Source organism: Flavobacterium sp. FG68 (assembly GCF_057808895.1).
The window spans coordinates 258394-276306 of sequence record NZ_JBMDIY010000002.1; the positions used below are offsets into that span (position 1 = coordinate 258394).

The 17913-nt window shown below is 33.5% G+C and carries 13 protein-coding genes; 7 read left to right on the forward strand and 6 right to left on the reverse strand.

The window, feature by feature from the left end:
* Positions 1-47: 47 nt before the first annotated feature.
* From ACODSB_RS02535 to ACODSB_RS02545, 3 genes are all read left to right on the forward strand, one after another.
* Positions 48-731 carry a response regulator transcription factor gene (locus ACODSB_RS02535; RefSeq protein ID WP_488935875.1) on the forward strand — a complete coding sequence of 228 codons (684 nt, stop codon included), beginning with the start codon at positions 48-50 and terminating at the stop codon, positions 729-731.
* Between the two features lie 233 nt (positions 732-964).
* Positions 965-2050 (forward strand): sensor histidine kinase, encoded by a 1086-nt coding sequence (locus ACODSB_RS02540; RefSeq protein ID WP_488935876.1) that lies wholly within the window; start codon positions 965-967, stop codon positions 2048-2050.
* A gap of 162 nt (positions 2051-2212) precedes the next feature.
* Positions 2213-3508 carry a porin gene (locus ACODSB_RS02545; protein ID WP_488935877.1) on the forward strand — a complete coding sequence of 432 codons (1296 nt, stop codon included), beginning with the start codon at positions 2213-2215 and terminating at the stop codon, positions 3506-3508.
* 135 nt (positions 3509-3643) lie between these two features.
* Here ACODSB_RS02545 and ACODSB_RS02550 read toward each other — a convergent pair whose 3' ends face one another.
* The 3 genes from ACODSB_RS02550 to ACODSB_RS02560 form a co-directional block, all read right to left on the reverse strand.
* On the reverse strand, positions 3644-4720 hold the full coding sequence (locus ACODSB_RS02550) for a glycosyltransferase (RefSeq protein WP_053472490.1): 1077 nt from the start codon (positions 4718-4720) through the stop codon (positions 3644-3646).
* 281 nt (positions 4721-5001) lie between these two features.
* Positions 5002-5571: a hypothetical protein gene (locus tag ACODSB_RS02555; protein ID WP_488935878.1), complete on the reverse strand. Its 570-nt coding sequence runs from the start codon at positions 5569-5571 to the stop codon at positions 5002-5004.
* Positions 5572-5634: 63 nt separating this feature from the next.
* Positions 5635-9066, reverse strand: coding sequence for a DUF8818 domain-containing protein (locus ACODSB_RS02560; RefSeq protein ID WP_488935879.1), 3432 nt, complete (start codon positions 9064-9066; stop codon positions 5635-5637).
* A gap of 196 nt (positions 9067-9262) precedes the next feature.
* On the opposite strand from ACODSB_RS02560, the gene ACODSB_RS02565 reads away from it, so the two are divergent.
* From ACODSB_RS02565 to ACODSB_RS02575, 3 genes are all read left to right on the forward strand, one after another.
* Positions 9263-10324, forward strand: coding sequence for a helix-turn-helix domain-containing protein (locus ACODSB_RS02565; protein ID WP_488935880.1), 1062 nt, complete (start codon positions 9263-9265; stop codon positions 10322-10324).
* A gap of 2 nt (positions 10325-10326) precedes the next feature.
* Positions 10327-11376: a helix-turn-helix domain-containing protein gene (locus tag ACODSB_RS02570; RefSeq protein ID WP_488935881.1), complete on the forward strand. Its 1050-nt coding sequence runs from the start codon at positions 10327-10329 to the stop codon at positions 11374-11376.
* A gap of 115 nt (positions 11377-11491) precedes the next feature.
* Positions 11492-13738: a TonB-dependent receptor domain-containing protein gene (locus ACODSB_RS02575; RefSeq protein WP_488935882.1), complete on the forward strand. Its 2247-nt coding sequence runs from the start codon at positions 11492-11494 to the stop codon at positions 13736-13738.
* A gap of 165 nt (positions 13739-13903) precedes the next feature.
* Here the strand turns inward: ACODSB_RS02575 and ACODSB_RS02580 are convergent, their stop codons facing one another.
* The 3 genes from ACODSB_RS02580 to ACODSB_RS02590 all read right to left on the reverse strand — a co-directional run bounded on the left by ACODSB_RS02580 (position 13904) and on the right by ACODSB_RS02590 (position 16192).
* On the reverse strand, positions 13904-14128 hold the full coding sequence (locus tag ACODSB_RS02580) for a DUF5808 domain-containing protein (protein WP_488935883.1): 225 nt from the start codon (positions 14126-14128) through the stop codon (positions 13904-13906).
* A gap of 124 nt (positions 14129-14252) precedes the next feature.
* Positions 14253-15512: an aspartate kinase gene (locus tag ACODSB_RS02585; RefSeq protein WP_053472498.1), complete on the reverse strand. Its 1260-nt coding sequence runs from the start codon at positions 15510-15512 to the stop codon at positions 14253-14255.
* A gap of 185 nt (positions 15513-15697) precedes the next feature.
* Positions 15698-16192, reverse strand: a complete 495-nt coding sequence (locus ACODSB_RS02590) for a GNAT family N-acetyltransferase (RefSeq protein ID WP_180856860.1) — start codon at positions 16190-16192, stop codon at positions 15698-15700.
* A gap of 250 nt (positions 16193-16442) precedes the next feature.
* Here ACODSB_RS02590 and fbp point away from each other — a divergent pair, with 250 nt between their 5' ends.
* On the forward strand, positions 16443-17450 hold the full coding sequence (gene fbp / locus ACODSB_RS02595) for a class 1 fructose-bisphosphatase (RefSeq protein WP_488935884.1): 1008 nt from the start codon (positions 16443-16445) through the stop codon (positions 17448-17450).
* Positions 17451-17913 lie beyond the last annotated feature (463 nt).

Here is a 17913-nt window from a genome sequence, read left to right on the forward strand (position 1 = left end):
TAAATAATTAAGAATATTTGATGTAAAAATCTCAATTTTTGCTATTTATGAAAAAAACACAAACTAAGATTTTATTAGTTGACGACGAACCGGACATTTTAGAAATCGTTGGCTATAACCTCGCTCAGGAAGGCTACCAGATTGTTACAGCTTCTAACGGAAAAGACGCTATAGCAAAGGCTCAGAAAGAATTGCCGGAATTAATTATCATGGACGTGATGATGGCAGAAATGGACGGGATGGAAGCTTGTGAGCACATCAGAAAAATTCCTGAGTTAAATAATGTTATCATAACATTCCTTACCGCAAGAAGCGAAGATTATTCGCAAGTAGCTGGTTTTGAAGCAGGTGCTGATGACTATATTACAAAGCCAATCAAACCAAAATTATTAGTGTCTAAAGTAAAGGCTTTGTTAAGAAGGTTAAAAGAACAAGAAGTCGTTACAGATACTATAAATGTTGGCGGAATCGAGATTAACCGCGAAGAATATAAAATCATAAAAGGCAATGTCGAAATTGCTTTACCAAGAAAAGAATTCGAATTATTTTATTTATTAGCTTCAAAACCAGGGAAAGTTTTTAAAAGAGATGAAATCCTTGATAAAGTTTGGGGAAATGAAGTTGTAGTAGGAGGAAGAACAATCGATGTTCACATCAGAAAACTGCGTGAAAAAATAGGAGAAGACCTTTTTAAAACCATAAAAGGTGTTGGTTATAAATTTGAAGTTTAAACATTCTATAAAAGTTTACACCATATAAGTGATATAAGTTCATTTAAATTATAGTGTATATACTTTTTAAATCTAATTTTATCTTTGTCAAAGTTCTGAACTTTGACAAAGATTTACTTTTTTAAGTTCGTATGTAATTCTTAGAAATAAGTTTTTATCTTTAAATGAACTTATATCACTTATATGGTGGAAAAAATAGCCTTATAAATGGTCTTATTATTTTAAATATTTCAATGAAAATTAATTTTAAAAAAACATACAAATTTGCTATAAAATCGGCATTGTATATCAGTCTTTTCTCGACAGGATTTGTACTGATTTTGATGTCGTTATTGTATAAAAATCAGTTAAAACACCAAATTGCATTTGGAATTATTTTCATAATATCCATTTATATATTTTCCTTTTTGGTTTTACAATATCGCGTTGAACGTTTTATTTATCGAAGAGTAAAGAAAATATACGATGAGGTTTCGTTATTAGAATCCACAACACTAATCAACCAGCCTATAACGACCGATATGGAAACACTTTCGCGGGAAGTGAAAAAGTTTGCAACCGATAAAAAGCTGGAAATCGAAATGCTTGAAATTCGTGAACAATACCGCAGGGAATTTCTGGGCAACGTTTCGCACGAATTAAAAACACCTTTATTTACTGTTCAGGGTTATGTTTCGACTTTGCTTGACGGTGCAATGGACGACAAACACATTCGAAAAAAATATTTAAAACGTGCCGAAAAAGGAGTAGAACGTCTTATATATATAGTTGAAGATTTAGATATGATTACCAAACTGGAGTCTGGTGATTTAGATTTGAATATGACTGATTTTGATATCGTTGAACTGATTCAGAATGTTTTTGATTTATTGGAAATGAAAGCCGATAAAAAGAAAATCAAACTGGCTTTTGAAAGTAAAAATGTACAGTCGGTAATTATTCGCGGCGATCAGGACAGAATTCAGCAGGTTTTAGAAAACCTAATTGTGAACTCCATTAAATACGGAAAAGAAGGCGGTTTAACCGAAGTGGGAGTTGTAAACCTAACCAAGAAAAAAGTCTTAATTCGTATAAGTGATAATGGAGAAGGAGTTGAAAAACAAAACATTCCGAGACTTTTTGAACGTTTTTACCGAGTTGACAAAAGCGGAACACGTTCTGAAGGAGGTTCTGGTTTAGGTTTAGCAATTGTAAAGCATATTATTGAAGCACATAAAGAGAAGGTTTATGTAGAAAGTGAATTCGGAATTGGTTCAGAATTCTCTTTTACACTCGAAAAAGCTTTTAAAATACAAAAAGGCGAGGTTAAAAAATTGTAATTGAGTTTTTGTCAAATGCCCCAAAACAGGGGGTTTAACAATAAATCAACATAAAACTTCCGGCGATAACATTAAATTTTTATTATGGTAACATCTTGTTAATGATTTCTTAACATAGGTGAGTCATCTTTGCATCCTGAAATTAAGGGAATTAAAGAACTAATGATAAAAAGAAAAATATTAGCCGTTTTAATGCTGATTACTTGTGCTGCAAATGCGCAGGAAATAAACAAACAGGAAGTAAAAAATGAAGTACTTCGTATTTTAGATTCCATCAACAAAGCAAAACTTCCGGAAACTAAATCCGGAGGAGGAGTTGAAGAGCACTGGTATGACAGAATCTCTTTAAGAGGTTATGCTCAAATTAGATACAACGGACTTTTTTCTACAAATGATAAAGTTTCCTGCGAGCAATGTGATAAATCCTGGGGAACAACTTCAACAGCTCCAGATGCAAAAGCAAACAACGGACTTTTTATTCGTCGTGCCCGTTTAGTGTTTTCTGGACAGGTTCATCCAAATGTATTTTTCTATTTTCAACCCGATTTTGCCAGTTCGCCTGTAACTGGAATTCAGAATTTCGTGCAAATCCGGGATCTTTATTTTGACCTTTCTTTTGATAAGAAAAAAGAATACCGCATTCGTGTTGGGCAGAGTAAAATTCCGTACGGATTTGAAAACATGCAGTCAAGTTCGCAGCGTTTAACTCTGGATCGTGCCGATGCCATAAACAGTTCAATAGCAAATGAACGTGATTTAGGAATGTTCTTTTACTGGGCTCCAGCCGAAATTAGAGAACGTTTTGCCATGTTAGTAAAAGACGGATACAAAGGTTCAGGAGATTTTGGAGTATTTGCCTTTGGAGTTTATAACGGACAAATTGCTAATAAAATAGACGGAAACAGAGATTTAAATGTAGTAGCCAGAGTAACGTATCCATTCGTAATTGGAAATCAGATTATCGAACCGGGAATTCAGGCTTACACAGGAAAATGGGCATTTACAGGAGAAATTTCTAATGGAGTAACTGTTGACGATCCGCAGTATGTGAAAGACCAAAGACTTGGAGCAACGTTTGTTTTATATCCAAAACCATTCGGAATCCAGACAGAATATAATATAGGAAGAGGCCCTCGCTATAATACGTTAACCAATCACGTTGATGAAACCGATTTAAACGGAGGTTATGTTTTATTAAACTATAAATGGGACATCAAAAAACAGCATATTTATCCTTTTGCCAAATTTCAATATTATGACGGAGGAAAAAAATATGAAAAAGATGCCAGAAGTTATGTCGTAAGAGATTACGAATTTGGTGTCGAATGGCAGCCAATTAAAGCTTTTGAACTAACGGCAGAATACGTAATCGCCGACAGAACTTTTGTGGACAGTGCGCTTCCAATAAACAGACAACAAGGAAATGTATTGCGATTACAAGCGCAGTTCAACTTCTAAAAAATAAAATCCGTGTCAATCCGCGTTTTCACGATAGTGAATCCGTTTAATCTGCGTCGAAAATTAGACACAGATTAAACGGATTTGCTTTTGCAAAATCGCGGATTTACACAGATTTTATAATCTTTTCTTTTTCTAAAGATGATCTTCAAAAACACTAAATAATAAGTCCCAGTCTATCTCATTTTTAAATTGAGACAAACCTTTAAACGACTTTACTTTTGATAAATCTTCAATCGTAAAGTCGTCCTGCATTGCATATGGTACAAGATTTTCTTCCTGAAGTTTTACCGCCAAATATTCCTGCTCATACTGTCCCGGCGTAGGAATAAAAAAAGCTTTCATACCTAATTTAGCCAAATCCATAACAGTCGTATAACCAGAACGGCAAAGTACAAATTCACTTTCGTTAAAAGTCTGCTCTAACTGTTTTGAGTTCATGAAATTATAATAGGTAACATTTCCTGCTTCCCATTTTTCCTGGGTTTTCTCAACAATTCCCTGTACAAAAACAACTTTGCCATTAAATTTTGCAGCTTCTTTTTGCAGTTTTTCATCCAAAAAAGTACGCTGAGGTTCAGGCCCTGATAAAATAATCATCAAGTCATAAATTTTTGGCGTTTCCTTTTTCTTCATTCTGCTCAAAGGGCCAATATATCGTAGGTTTAGTTCATCTGTTTTAAGATGACCCAAGTCTCCCGTAAGATTTACTTTGTCATTAGAATCTGGAACCCAGCATTCGGTATATTTTTTTATAAAATGCTGATGGCATTTACTTGTAAACCAGGTCGTGTTTCCTGTCATCACATTCAATTGATGCGTCATAAAAACAGAAGGCACTTTTTTGCTGAAAACACCCAGTCGATTATCAGAAATAATTCCGTCAATACCATGTTTTTTAATCCAGCCGTTCACCATTTTCTTTTCATCTAAAATGGCTGTAATCATTTTCGGAAGATTTTTAATCAGCTTCCATTTAAAGTTTTTACCATTCTTAGCATATTCAATATGATAAGAAGGCAGCTCCAGAGTTTGAATGTATGGAAATTCCTTTCGTAATAAAGCCAGCGCAACACCGTCAGAAGCAATAATCGGAATAAAATTATTTTCTTGAAGCGCCTTAATTATAGGAATACATCTCGTTGCATGCCCAAGTCCCCAATTTAATGGAGCAACTAATATAGTTTTGTTAGCAGAATAATCAATGCTCATAGTTTTTAACGCTTTTAAAAAACGAAGATAGATAAATATGTTTTTTATGTTATTTCGCACACATTACTAAATTATTAACTCTACAGGTGTCCTCAGGCTTTATTTTTCGTTAAAAAGAAGAAGAAAATACACCAATCCAAAAAACAAAGTTACTTATATGTTAAGTTGCTAAGTTTCTGAGATACTATGGCTCTAAGTTTTTTCTCAGCAAATAAAAAAGCCGAACGTAAGTTCGGCTTCAAGTCTTGTATCTTAGCAACTCAGCATCTTAGTATCTTTCCTTAATCCTGAATATAAGTTTTGTTTCCGTTTTTGTTAATGTAATATTTTCCGCCTTTTGGTCCAGTGTATACTTTTTTACCATTATACTCTCCAGTAACCTTGTCCGGTGTTTTTGGAGCTTTTTCGTTGGTTTCTTTTACAGTTTTTGTAGCTGATTTTTTAGCAGCTGTGACATCTTTCTTAGCCGTTTTACTTGCTGCGTCAGCATCGGCTTTTGCTTTTTTGGCGTCAGCTTTTGCACCTTCAGCTTTGGCAGAAGCTTTTTTTGCTTTAGCTGCTTCCGTTTTTGCACTAGCAGCTTCCTTTTTAGCTTTTGCTGCTTCTTTGTCTGCCGCTGATTTAGTTTTGGCTGCAGCATCTTTTTCCGCTTTCGCAGATGCGTCACTAGCTTTTGATGCTTCTTTTTTAGCTTTAGCAGATTCTTTTTTAGCATCGGCTTTTGCCTTATCAGCATCAGATTTTGCTTTTTTAGCTTTGGCTTCTGTTTTCGCCTTTGTGTCTTTAGTGTCTTGGGCGTAGAAATTAGTAGATAAAACTACTAAAAAACAAAGTAATAATAATTTTTTCATCTTGGTTATATTTTATAAATTCACATAAAATTAAGCAATTAATTCTTATGTTTTTGTTAAACATTAAAAATATGCACGAAGCTGAACATTTCCTGTATGTATCGTATTTCCAGTCTCACTTTTACGTCCCTGATAGTTTAAATTAACATCTAAAAAGGAAGTAATATTTTTCTGCAAAAGCAATTTCCAGACTAAATTCTGCCCCGCCTGCAATCCTTCCAACATTTGAAAACCAACTGATGAAAACTCATTTCCCGTAAACTTATTTTCATAAAAAGAAAACTCACCATTTACCGTTACCTTCTTTTCACCCGCAAAAGAAAATGAAGTACCAAGTCGGTTTTGGACTAAACTCTCCTGATTTCCAATTTTGTTTTCTTTGTTCTGAAATTCATAAAAGAAATCGAGGCTCGTATTTTTAGAAAACAAATAACTAATTTTTGGTGCCACCTGATACCCTTTTAAATCATAATTCTTTTCGACAAAATCCTCCGAAATCAAATCTGTTTTTATCGTTTTGGTAAACAAATTAAACAGCCAGCTTTTTTGGTACAAATGTGTATACTGCAATTGATGCGAACTATTTTTGACATTTTGCGAACCAATAGAAAGCAAATTTTTACCATTATTAATAAGGTAAGAATACGTAACAGAATGTTTTTGTTTACCGCGATTGTAAAACAAACTATTCCTGAAACTGGAGTTTAAACCCAGAATATTTTCCTCAGAAGAATAAAACGGATTCAACTCTAAACGATCGCCGTTGCTTCGCACTTTACGATCCATAATAAACGAAGTCTGATTATAGAAATAAGAAAGCAGTTTCTTCCAACCTTTTTCATTCTGCCATTGCAGCGGATTCAAAATAACCGATTGCGAAAATTTATTCTGATTGGTTTTAATGTAAATCTGATTCGGGAGAAAAATTCGAATATATTTCGCCTGATCCGGAAAAGCAGCAATTTCAAATTCTTCCAGTTCCTGAATTCCGTTTCCGTTATAATCGTTCCAGGTATAAACGCCTTGTCCCGTAGGAACTTCAACATAAGTAAATTCCTGTTGCGCAATAGTTCCCGAACTCGTTTCATAAGCCGTTCCAATCTGCATAAACTGATTAAAAAATCGGTCGTTATACAAAATCCTTGAATTTAATGAAGGCTCATTTTTTCTGCTAGAATCCGTAAAATCAAGATTTCTGTAACTCGCATAAACCGCTAAATCAGTCGTTTTATTCTGGATTAATTTTGACTTTAAAAAGTACGTCTGTGAATTGTTTACATGCTGTAAAAGACCATTTTGTAAACTATCATTTCTACGCTGTAAATAACCTAATTCAACAAAAACCTTTGTGCTGTCGCCGCGTCCAACAAAAACTCCATATTCAGAAAATCTTTGGCTTAAAGCCGAAAACTGATTGGTGACTTTATCTTTTTCCTGATTATCTTCAATTTGTAAACTTCCGCCAACCCAGTTTTTGCCAAAATGATATTTTGCTCTGGTTTGGTTTCTGATAAATTTTGAAGTTGAAGCCGTCGCATCAGAATTTAAAAAACTACCCTGATTTTGAATCGTCCATTTCTTTAATTTAAACAAAGCCGTTGTTGTATGTCGCGCTCCCGAATAACTTTCGGTAAAATCTAATTTCTCAAATTGATAGGTAAACAAACCAATATTTGAAGTTTCCTTTTTCGCAAATAAATCAAAATTTACGCCCGTAACCAATAAACTCTGATTGCCTAAAAGTGTCGAATTCAAATTCCAGTCGCGGTTAAACTCAATATTATACAAACGCTCAACTGATCTAAAATCTTTCTGAACAAATTGATAATTTGCAAAACCGTCCAGAGTCCAGTCTCTGGTAAAAAGACGTTTTTTAATATTCGTTTTAAAAGCAATTCCTTCATTGTCAGAATCATCAATTCCTGAGAATAAATTTTTATCGTTATTACTCATCGCGATTTCAAAATCAACAAGCGTTTTTTCGTCAGGATTGTATTTCCCTAAAAAAGTCGCAACCTGAATTTTCATAGGCGCAACCAGCTGTACAATTGGTTCGTAATTTCCCTGCGGAATACCGCCAACAGGTGAAACATATTCGTAAATTCTTTCCACAGAATTCGTGTTCTGAATACTATAATTTCCCAGATTATTACCAACAAGACTAAACTTTACATTGTACAAAACATCGGCAGAATTGTTGGAATATTCATAAACTTCAATCCCGTTTACAATTGTTTTTTTATATAATATTTTATTGTCGGCATATTTATCTTCATAAGCAGAAGGAGCTGTCATTTTAGTTGGGTCATCTCCCGCCTGACCTAAAATCTGAACTTGTTCTGTAGAAAGATTTTGCTGTAAAGGCTGATTTTTCAAATCATTTTCAGAATACAAATAACCGCCAAAACTCCAGCTTTTATTTTCGGTTGTTGCCCCGGCGTAGGTAACTAATCGGTTATAATTTCGTTCAGAATATTGATACTCAACATTAATCCTCATTTCAGAAGTAATAGGAAAAAGCGAAGTAAAAACAATTTCGCCTGCATTGTAATCAATAACATAATCATTGTTTTCACCGCGTTTAAGCAAAACACCATTTACATAAACACGCTCAGAACCGGAAATGACCAAAACATACAATTCGCCATTTTGTCCTTTTAATTTATAAGGTCCCTGATTTCCTTCCTGACCCGTAAATGTACTTTTGGCATACTGCCCTTTTACAAACGAAACCGAAGCAAAAACATTCGTTTTACTTTTTTCTGTATCAAAATCAAAACTGGCAGAAAGTCCCTGAACTTTTTTATTGAAATTCAGGAATTGTGTTTTCCGATTCTCTAGAAAAACATCTCCTGCACGAATGTTCCAGTCATCTGTAAAAAGTTCCATAAAGATATTATCAAACTGATCCAATTTTTGGGAATAACCGCCATCCTGAAGCGGAATATTATTATCCTGAAGCGAAGCCCGCAAGCTCACTTTATCTGAGATTTTTCCCGTAATCTGCAAATCCAGATTAGAATTCAAAACCGTACTTTGATTATTTCCAATCGTAACGCCGCGGGTAATACTTCCGGAAGTGTTTAAACCATCAAAAGGCGTCACTTTTTTAGCATTGGCATTATCAATTTTGTATAATTTTTCAGTCCCAACATCATTGCTCACAACCTGACTGTCTTTATATAGACCATATTCTTTAGTTAGAAAATCAGGATAATTAAGATAATTGACAATTAAAGTATCTGAAATAGAAGTGAATTTTTCGTTTAAAAGAAGCGTTCCTTTTTCAAAATCAATTTTGTAATAACTCGAATCAATTGGCTCATTTTTACTGTTTAAAATTTCAAAAAAACTGGAGTTTATACTGAATTTTTCCAGATGAATTGTGTCTTTTACCGCAATTACTTTTTTTGTTTTGTACAGCGATTCCGTATCCTGCGCCATAAGCCCGGAATACCAAAAAAGCACCGCAAAAAACAGTAATTTTTTCAACATAAAGATTTTAACTCTAAAAATTCAAAAGTAGTATATATAATCAAGAAATTGCGAGGCTTTTATTTATTGGGAAACCAGCTGATTTTGAACTCAATCGCTTATTTTATATATGATATTTAATTATAATTTGAAGCAGAATTCTCATCACACATCAATCTTTTTTTTAGCTTTGTTCAGTATAAAACGAATTTAAAATATGGATACCGGCAAAGAACTTTTATTCTTTTTTAGTGCTTTGGGAGCTTTCAATGGAGTAATTCTCGGGATTTATTTTTTCTTTTTTACCAAGAAAAAATACCTGACCAATTATTTCCTTGGCGCACTTTTGTTTGCTTTAAGCATCAGGATTGGCAAGTCTGTATTTGTTTATTTTCATCCTGAATTGCCCAAAATGTATTTGCAGTTTGGGTTAACGGCCTGTTTTTTTATTGGCCCTTGTTTGTATTATTTTCTAAAATCGGCAGTTGAAGAAATCAATGTAATGCCAAAATCATGGAAATTTATTCTGTTGTTTTGGGGAACAATAATTGTTGCAGCCGGAATTTTATATCCGTATGAATATTATCCTGAACTTTGGAGAGAGTATTTTATAAAAATCATTTACTTTCAATGGTTTGTTTATATCATTTTTTCAGCCTTTACAATTAGAAATATTATAAAGAAAATCGCGAATACAAAAGAAAAAAAGACACCATCAGAAATGTGGTTCGGAATGCTTTTTCTGGGAAATTTTTTATTATTTCTTTTTTACTTTTTAGCCATTATGGGCGCTTCGGGAGCAACCTATATAAGCGGAGCTGTTGTTTTTTCTTTTATTTTATATCTGATAATTTCCATTCTTTTATATCGAAAAAGAACCGATGATTTGTTTTTACTGAATGTCCAGAAAATTTCGGGTAAAAAAATAGATTCGGCGGAAGCCATAATTATTTCCGAAAAACTGGAAAATATAATGAACGATAAAAGTTTGTATAAAAACCCGAATTTAAATTTGCAGGATTTATCCAAAGAAATTAATATTTCGAGCCATCAATTATCACAGTTTTTAAATAATAATCTCGGAAAGAATTTTACCAGTTTCGTAAACGAATTCAGAATCAACGAAGCTTGCAGAATAATCACTTCAAGTGATAAACTGACTTTAGAATCTGTGGGTTATGATGTAGGATTTAATTCGAAATCTACCTTTTTTGCTGCCTTTAAAAAACATACTGGAACAACGCCGCTTAATTATCAGCTTCAGGCATTGCAAACTTAAATATGAGTTTAGGTAAAGAAATATTATTCTTTTTTGGTGCTTTAGGCGCTTTCAACGGATTTATTCTAAGTCTGTATTTTTTGTTTTTTACTAAGAAAAAATACCTTTCTAATCTTTTTCTGGGTGCACTTTTATTCGCTTTAAGTACCAGAATCGCCGTTACCGTTTTTGTATATTTCAATAATAATCTGCACAAAACTTATTTACAAATTGGTCTTTCGGTTGGTTTGTTAATCGGACCGTTTTTATATTTTACTTTAAAATCAGGAATTCAGAATATGATTCCGTTAAAATGGAAATCACATTTATTCATTTGGATTTTGACTATTTTGATAATTGGTTTTGTATTTCCATATCAAAATTATCCTGTTTTATGGAATGATTATTTTGTAGCTTTTATTTTCCTTCAATGGTTCACTTATATTTTTATTTCAGGTTTTGAGATCAGATTATTGCTGGAGAAAATAATACAGAATTATCAAAATACACTTCCATCAGAAAGATGGTTTGGAACAATTTTTCTGGGAATTGCTTTAATATTTATATCTTACTTTTTAGGATTTGCCAGAGTTCCGTTTGTTTCCTGTATTACCGGAGCGCTCGCCTTTACTTTTATTTTATATCTGATAATTTTAGTTCTTTTACACCGAACAAAAACCGATGATTTATTCCTCCTCAATATTCAAAAAGACAAAAAACTGAATGAAGAAGAAGCTTTCATTTTGTCTCAAAAACTGGAAAAAGTAATGAACGAAAAAGCATTATATAAAAATCCGAATTTGAGTTTAAAAGATTTATCTCAGGAAATAAATATGCCAAGTCATCAATTGTCGCAGTTTTTAAACAATAATTTAGGAAAGAATTTTACCAGTTTCGTAAATGAATTCAGAATCAATAATGCCTGCGAAATTATTACTTCAAATGATAAACTAACATTAGAATCCGTTGGTTATGATGTGGGTTTTAATTCTAAATCTACATTCTTCGCGGCCTTTAAAAAACATACCGGAACCACACCTTTAAATTACCAAATTCAGGCTTTACAGCCGTAAAACAGAGTATTGATTTATAAATCCGTACTCCTGATTTCGCTTTCTAAAACCTTATTCACAGATTTTCAGCTGACTTTTGCTTCAAATAAAGTCAAACCGCTAATCTTTAAAGTTTATGAAATTTCTTATTGTTGTTGTTATTTCTATTTATTGCCTGATTTTTTCATCAATCGAAGTAAAAGCACAAGCTGTAAAAAATAATCGGGATAAATCCTATGTTGAAGAGGATAAACTAATTGAAAAAACAACATTATCAGTGCCTGCTCCGGATTATATACCCAAGGATCAAGATCATAATCAGTTAAATGAAGTTGTGGTACAAAGCAATCCGTCATTATTAAAATATGGTGCAAACGGAACAATCGATGTCAATGTTAAGGGAACAGTTCTGGCAACAAGCAGTTCTGTAAACGAATTATTGAGCCGCGTTCCCAATGTTGTTGTTGCCGAAGGACAAATCAGCGTTCTGGGAAAAGGCGAAGCGATTATTTACCTAAATGGAATTCTGATTAATTACGAACGTTTTGCTGCAATTCCGGTTTCACAGATTGCCAAAATAGAAGTGATTTCAAATCCGTCTTCAAAATATGATGCCGAAGGAAAAGCAGTTGTCAATATTATTACCAAACAAAATATCGAAAGTGGCATAATGGGTTCAGCAAGTCAGCATGTTACTGTTTCGAAATTTGCAGGAACAAGTACAAACACACTTCTTGATTTTAATTATTCAAAAGGAAAATTCTCCTTTATAACCAATTATGGTTTGCAATTAGGCAAAGGCCGAGAATTGTTATACACCACACGAACACGCCCCAATCCCGACGAATATATGAAATCAGTTTTAACAACAGATTGGCGAAGGCAATTTAATAATTATTCCAATTTTGGATTTGGACTTCAGTATACTTTCTCTGAAAAAAGTTATGTTTCATTAGCTTACAGCGGAAATATTGAAGATTTGGGCGGCGAGGTCGAAAGCAGAAACTCCATTACGAATAATACCGGAAATAGTTTTTATGCTACAGATATTGCAAAAAATGATGTTTTGCTCAATCAGTTTGTAAACCTGAATTATAATCTGATTACTGATCCAAAAGGTTCGTCGCTGTTTATAGGAACGCAATATTCTAATTACAACGGAACGGTAAGAGATTTTATTGAAGAAAACAGTTTGGTTGATGAAAATAACATCCAGAAATATCTTAAAAACAATGTGGGAAGTACCATAAACATTGTTGCCGCTCAAGTTGATTATTCGAAGAAAATAAAAGAAAATACCAAACTCGAAATGGGTGCAAAATACAGCTACGCCACCATAAAATCAGGAACAGATTTTTTAATCGCCAATCCTGACGATATGAATTTTGAACTGGATGATGAACTTTCGAGTGATTTTAAATACAATGAAAAAATTGCCGCGGCCTATTTTACTTTTGGAAGTACATGGGGTGAAAAAGTCAATTTTTCAGTAGGAGCAAGAGCAGAAAGAACAAATTATGATTTGTACACGAATGCCAACGGAATTCAGAAATTTGGAAAGAGCTACGGTAATTTTTTTCCAAACCTGCTTTTAAATTTTGATTTTTCAGAAGATTGGAAAGGGCATTTCTCTTATGTTTCCAGAATAACAAGACCAAGATATCAAGCTTTGAATCCCTATGTTATTTATCAGGATCCGTTTACGACAATAGAAGGAAATCCGAATTTACTTCCTGAAAAAGTACATGCTTTTGAAATTGGAACTATGTACAAGAAGTTTGATTTTAAAATGGGTTATACTTATAAAATTGATCCTATTTCTGGCGCTGCTTTGCGAGGCGATACCCCAAACAGTTATATTTTGCGCTCATTAAATTTAGAAAAAGAGCACACCTTTTTTACTTCACTTTCCAGATCTTTCAATGTTAAATGGTGGAATTCTACTAATACCGTAAGTATGAATTTAACGAAAGCAATAGACGATTTTTATGAATATGCTACGGGTCCGGTTAAACCGCAAATCTATTTGTATTCAAATAATACCTTTACAATTCCGGATCTTTTTAAAGTGCAATTATTAGCCTGGTATTTAGGCAATAAAAGTTACGGATTACGAAGTGACAATTCCCGTTCAACAGTAACGTTAGGAATCGAAAGAAACTTTTTTAAAGATGCCTTAAAACTAAATTTTATGGCAAATGATATCTTTCACAAGTTTATGGTTTCGGGCGATTATGAAGTGGGGCAAACACAAATTTATTATCACCGAACTTATACTACCAATTATTTTAAGCTGATTGCGACGTATAGTTTCGGGAATTCAAAAAAGACAAATTATAAGAAAACTGAAATTGAGCAGTCTGAGAATAATAGGGCGAGGTAAATGGCACGCAGATGACACAGGTAAAACTGATTTACATAGATTTTTATTTTTATGCATACCTATTGCCATCCTGAGCGAAGTCGAAGGAATGTAAGAAGCTCGACAATCTAAAGTTAATGCTTTGTGTGACTTTGATTGTTAGAGAATAAGAGGGTGAGGTAGAGTTTATTTAATATGCTTTGAGATAATTAACAAAGCAAGAATTAGAATGATGAATATTATAACAGAATTGGGGTTGGCAAAATTAATTGTCAAACCCAATTGTTTTGTTCTTTTTGGCGGAAATATTCTTCTGTCTTTTGGATTATAATAGAAAATACCCCAAATCCAGTTTTTAGGATCGTTGTGCCAATTGTTTTTTTGTTCTTCGGAAGGTTCGTTAAAACTCATATTTTAATTCATTTGATAAAGAATCTGTAAAAATAAGAAAAATCTTAAGAAAAAAAGGCTTCACAATTAAGTGAAGCCTTTTCAAAAATATCTGAATTTTAATAATTACCTTTTTTATCAAGTATTAATTTAGTTCTTTAGTTACGATCTGCATCGTTTCGCGGCTTACTTGTTTCAATAAGACCTCTTTGTTTTCTTCAACCGTTTGTGCAGCATTTTCTGTAAAGTGACGAATTGTATAAAGTGTTACATTTTCGCTGTAATCTACTTTGAATTTTTTAGAAAGAATCGCATTCAATTCATTGAAGTTTCCGAATTTATCTTCCACACAAACAGAAAAACTAATTGCAGAGTTCTGAATCAGGTTTACTTTTATTTTGAATTCGTGGAATAATCCAAAAATCTCACTAATGTTTTCCTCCATAATAAAAGAGAAATCAATAGACGAAAGTGAAATTAAAAGCTGTTCTCTTTTTACAATAAAACAAGGATATTGCGGCTCTAAATCAACACCTTTAGAAACACAAGTCCCTTTTAATAATGGGTTGATAAATGATTTTACGTACAACGGAATTTCTTTTTTCTGTAAAGGCTGTAATGTTTTTGGGTGAATAACCGTTGCTCCGTAAAACGCTAATTCGATTGCTTCACGATATGAAATTTGGTTTAATAAACTAGCATTTTCAAAATAACGCGGGTCAGCATTCATAACTCCCGGAACGTCTTTCCAGATTGTTACACTTTCGGCATTTAAACAGTAAGCAAAAATTCCCGCAGTATAATCAGAACCTTCACGGCCTAAAGTAGTAGTGAAATTATTTTCATCGGCACCTAAAAATCCTTGTGTAATATTTAGTTGTTTTCTAGGTACATTTTTGCTGATATTTTGCTGTGTAGTTTCCCAGTCCACTTCTGCATCTCTGTAATTTGCATTAGTTTTAATGAAATTGCGAACATCAAGCCATTGCGTCTGGATTCCTCTGAAATTCATATAATGGCTTAAAATATTGGTAGAAATCAATTCTCCAAAACTTACAACCTGATCGTAAACAAAATTGTAATTTGGCGATTTATTATGTGCCAGGAAATACTCTAATTCTAAAAACTGCTCGTTAACTGCAGCAAATACAGCATGTTTTTCATCATCAAATAAATCTAATAATATTTGATTGTGGTATTTTTTTATTTCTTGTACAGATGAATTCAACTCTGCCGATTTCTCAAAATAATTCTTGATTACAACCTCAAGAGCATTTGTGGTTTTCCCCATTGCCGAAACGACCAAAATCACATCTTCATAACCCACTTGTTGTAAAACGTCGTATACGTTTTTAATTCCTTCAGCATCCTTTACCGATGCACCACCAAATTTAAATACTCTCATTTTTAATTTTAGATTTTTAATTTTAGATTTCAGATTGAATGAAATCTGGTATTTTTTTATGTTTTTTTGCCACAGATTATAAGGATTAAAATGATTTTACAATCTGTGTCGGTTTGCCACGAATTTCACGAATTAGCACGAATTAAATTAGTGGGGATTTGTGAAATTCGTGGCAAAATAAATTTTTATAATTTTTCTAAGAACGAATTAATTCCCGTTTCATCCATTTGAACAACCTGCCAGCCATCAAGAATTTTCGCTCCGGAATTCTTGTAAAAATTAACGGCCGGAGTATTCCAGTCTAAAACATTCCATTCCACTCTTCTAACATTATCTCTTTTTCCCTGTTTCATTATTTCGGCATAAAGTGCAGATCCTAAACCGGTACCGCGCATTTTTTCCTTTACAATTAAATCCTCAAGGTGTATTGTTTTTCCTTTCCAGGTCGAGTAGCGGTAATAGAACAATGCAATTCCTACTATTTCTTTTCCTGTTTCGGTTTCGTTTGAATCAATCTCAGCTACAAAAACCTGAAAAAGCGGTTTTTCTCCAAATCCGTCACGTACTAAATCTTCCTCTGTAATGACTACAGCATCAGGTTCTTTTTCGAATATTGCCAGCTCCTGAATTAACCCCAAAACCGATTTCATGTCCTCAGGATTTCCTTTTCTAATATTCATAATTTATTTATTTGCGCTTCATAAAATTGCTTTGTATTTTAAAACTATTCAAAGCACGCTTTCTTTAGAAGCAATTCATTTATTCTTATTATTAACTGCATATTAGCCAAAAAAAAATGTATTTACTGCATTCTTTTTGTCTTTAATTAGCAAATATACAATTGTAGCAAACTAACGAAATAATTTTTAAATCATTCTCACAAAATAAACGATATTTGTGACTTAAAATTAAAACTACAACGATATAGTAATGGAAGAACGCAATAAAACACTGGGAGAGTTTATTATTGAGAACCAAAAAGCATTTCAGTATTCGTCGGGAGAGCTTTCCCGGATCATCAACTCAATTCGTTTGGCAGCCAAGGTTGTCAATCACAAAGTAAACCAAGCTGGATTGGTGGATATTATTGGCGCCGCAGGCGAACAGAATATTCAGGGAGAAGACCAGCAAAAATTAGATGTCTATGCAAACGAAGTATTTATCCAGACGTTAATAAACCGTGAGATTGTTTGTGGTATTGCTTCTGAAGAAAACGACGATTTTATTACAGTTCAGGGGAGCGACAACTGTCATAATAATAAGTACGTGATCTTAATGGATCCGCTTGACGGATCTTCAAACATTGATGTAAATGTTTCTGTAGGAACTATTTTTTCTGTTTTTAGAAGAATAACTCCAATAGGAACTCCGGTAACAATCGAAGATTTTTTACAGCCGGGAGTTAATCAGGTTGCAGCTGGTTATGTAATTTACGGAACTTCGACAATGCTGGTTTATACAACTGGTTATGGCGTAAACGGATTTACATTAAATCCTGCAATTGGTACATTTTACCTTTCGCATCCTAATATGAAATTTCCAAAAGACGGAAGTATCTATTCTGTAAACGAAGGAAATTATATCCATTTTCCGCAAGGAGTAAAAAATTATATTAAATATTGTCAGCGTGAAGAGGAAGACAGACCTTATACTTCAAGATACATTGGAAGTTTAGTGGCCGATTTTCATCGAAATATGATCAAAGGCGGAATTTATCTTTATCCAACAAGTTCAAAAGCACCAAAAGGGAAATTACGTTTATTATATGAATGTAACCCAATGGCATTTCTGGCAGAACAAGCCGGAGGAAAAGCTACGGACGGTTTTGGAAGAATTATGGAAATCCAGCCAACAGAACTGCACCAAAGAGTTCCGTTTTTCTGCGGAAGCTATAATATGGTAGAAAAAGCAGAGGAATTTATGGCGACTGCTGAGTAAGTATTCAGTTTTCAGTTTACAGTCACAGTCGCAGTCGCAGTTTTCAGATAAAGCAAACCCGACAAATTTTAAAAATCTGTCGAGTTTGAAATTTTTCGTATTCTCATATATCAAACCGGACTAAAGTACGGCCCTACAATATAATTCGTTCCTTCGGAACTTTAAAGAGCCTTTGGCTCGAGACATATTGTAGGGCTGGACTTTAGTCCAGTTGAATGAAGAGATATTTCGAAATTAAGCAAAACCAAATTTGCATTATAGGTTTGCAAAAAAACAAAACCCAACAGATTTTGAAAAACCTGTCGGGTTTGAAACTTTTCGTATTCTCATATATCAAACCGGACTAAAGTCCGGCCCTACAATATAATTCGTTCCTTCGGAACTTTAAAAAGAGCCTTTGGCTCGAGCCATATTGTAGGGCTGGACTTTAGTCCAGTTGAATGAAGAGATATTTCGAAATTAA